The sequence below is a fragment of the Bacillus niameyensis genome (assembly GCF_001375535.1).
In the GTDB taxonomy this organism is placed as follows: domain Bacteria; phylum Bacillota; class Bacilli; order Bacillales; family Bacillaceae_C; genus Lederbergia; species Lederbergia niameyensis.
In genome coordinates, this window is record NZ_LN831194.1 from 1 (window position 1) to 2,516 (window position 2,516).

A 2,516-nucleotide genomic window follows, 5' to 3' on the forward strand; every position below is an offset into this window, starting at 1 on the left:
TATTGTAACTGCTAAACTAGACTCAACAGTTTTCCACAAATAAGGGTAAACAGATTTCTACAAATAAGATTAAACAGTTTACTAGTTTATTATTCCTTTCGGTATACTTATGCAGAGTATGTCGAAAGGGAGAGAACAGGAAGTGGAAAAGTGGATGGTTTACCAAGAAATACATCGTTTGAAGAATATGGGGTTCTCAAACAGTAAAATTGCAAGAAGGTTAAAAATATCTAGAAATAGAGTAATTGAATATTTAGGGATGACTCCGGAGGAATTTGCTGGGTTTATTGATTCGTTACAAACACGATCAAAGAAACTAGATCCCTACCAAGATGACATATTGGCATGGTTAAAGGAACATCCAGACTTAACAAGTGCTCAAATTTATGATTGGTTACAAGAGAAATATAATATAAAATCAGTTGCTGAAAATACGGTACGAAACTATGTAAATGACTTAAGAGACAAGTATCAAATTCCTAAAGAAACAATAGAACGAATGTATGGCACAGTTGAAGAACTTCCGATGGGAAAGCAAATGCAGGTTGATTTTGGAGAAACCTTTGTTTACACAGAGACAGGGCAGAAAAAGAAATTATATGTGGCCGGATTTATCTTATCCCACTCAAGATTCAAATATGTAGAGTGGATGGATCGGCCTCTTCGAACAACTGACTTGATTAGAATGCAGGAAAATGCATTTAGATACTTTGGAGGAATGACAGAGGAGATAGTGTATGACCAAGATCGTTTATTGGCGGTTAGCGAGAATGCAGGAGATTTAATCCTTACGGAATCCTTTACTAAATATCATCAAACTAGAAAATTTAAGATTTATCTGTGCAGAAAAAGCGATCCAGAGTCGAAAGGAAAAATTGAGCAAGTAATAAAATTTGTGAAGAATAATTTTACGAAACATCGCATTTTCAAGGACTTAGGCACATGGCAACATTCATCTTTGAAATGGTTAAAAAGAACAGGTAATTATAAAGTTCATCATAATACAAAGAAAAGACCTTTCGAAGTGCACGCCCTCGAAAAGCAGCATCTTCAAAAGGTCAATGGTGAATATATTTTCGAAAATATCTCATCTATAAATATAACAAGAACAATCCATAAAGACAATATTATTCGTTTTGATGGGAATCGGTATAGTGTTCCGTTAGGAACCTTTCAAAATGGTAAGGAGAACATCGCTTATGTCTCTGTTAAGGGAGAAATATTAAGCATTGCCCTCGAGCGAAACGGTAGTCCAATTGCATTACACACATTATCGAAAGAAAAAGGAGAAGTTATAACAGATCCCAAACATCGACAACGGTCACAATCAAAGAGAGATAAGCTGGCGGAACAAGTCACTAAACAACTAGCTGATACAGAAATATCCACTTGGCTTATCAAAACTTTACAAGAGCACTATCCAAGGCATTCTATTGAACAATTTAAAGTGGTCCTTAAAGCCGCAGAGCAATATCCGCGTCATATCAAAAATGCGGTAAAAGAAATGAAAAGGTTAGAATTAACCAGCGCAAATGATTTAAGAGATATTGCGATTTCAATGGAGATTCAGGAAAGTAGAGATTTACCAAAAAAAGAACTGATCAATGAGAAATATGAGGAGCTAATAGCTCCTGAACGAACTCAGGATATCTATCTCCACGTGCTCCAAGGAGGTAGATAAGATGACAAATTCCTATAATGAGATCCAACAGAAATGCAGAACACTTAGATTAGCAGAAACGGCAAAAGAACTACCGAATATGCTTAGGGAAGCAGAGTCAAAAGGTTGGACCTACTATGAATTTATAGATCAGGTACTCGGATATGAATTAAATTGTCGCGAAGAAAAGAATCGTGCCAAGTTAATGAAATGGGCAGAGTTTCCGCAAGAATTAACATTAGATCAATTTAACTTAGAAGAGCAATCTGCGATTGGTGAGAAGCAACTGAATGTACTCAAAGAACTGTCTTGGATTGAAGAACGTTTCACACTAATTATGATGGGACCACCTGGAGTGGGGAAAACGCATCTCTCAACTGGACTGGGCATTCATGCGGTTAACCAAGGATATCAAGTTTCCTTTATCTCAATGGATCGCCTTATTTATATACTTAAGACCAGAGAGTATATCAATAAATCTAGAACAAGGTACAAACGAATTACTTTATCGGATTTGATTATCATTGACGACATCATGTATATGGCTTATGAAACACAGGATGCGCAGCTCTTCTTTCAGTTTATTTATGATATGTATGACAAAACAGCATTCATATTAACGTCTAATAAGGGACCAGGTGAATGGGGGAAATTCTTGGGAGATACTACATTAACAACGGCGATCTTAGATCGCCTCCTCCATAGAAGCGAAGTCATTACATTTGATGAACACCAAGATAGCATCAGAATGAAATATAGACAGGCCTTATTTATAGAAACAGGTGTTGAATCTTAATTTCGGTTAACTGTTGAGTCTTAATTGGGGAAAACTGTTTAATTGTACTTGACGGTTACA

2 protein-coding genes are annotated in these 2,516 nt (G+C 36.2%); both read left to right on the forward strand.

Features of this window, described 5'->3' with window-relative positions; all coding sequences use genetic code 11:
* Positions 1–118 precede the first annotated feature (118 nt).
* Positions 119–1,681: an IS21 family transposase gene (gene istA, locus BN1243_RS00035; protein ID WP_230200060.1), complete on the forward strand. Its 1,563-nt coding sequence runs from the start codon at positions 119–121 to the stop codon at positions 1,679–1,681.
* A gap of 1 nt (position 1,682) precedes the next feature.
* A complete protein-coding gene (gene istB / locus BN1243_RS00040) occupies positions 1,683–2,456 on the forward strand; it encodes an IS21-like element helper ATPase IstB (protein WP_062104222.1) in 774 nt (257 codons plus the stop codon).
* Positions 2,457–2,516 lie beyond the last annotated feature (60 nt).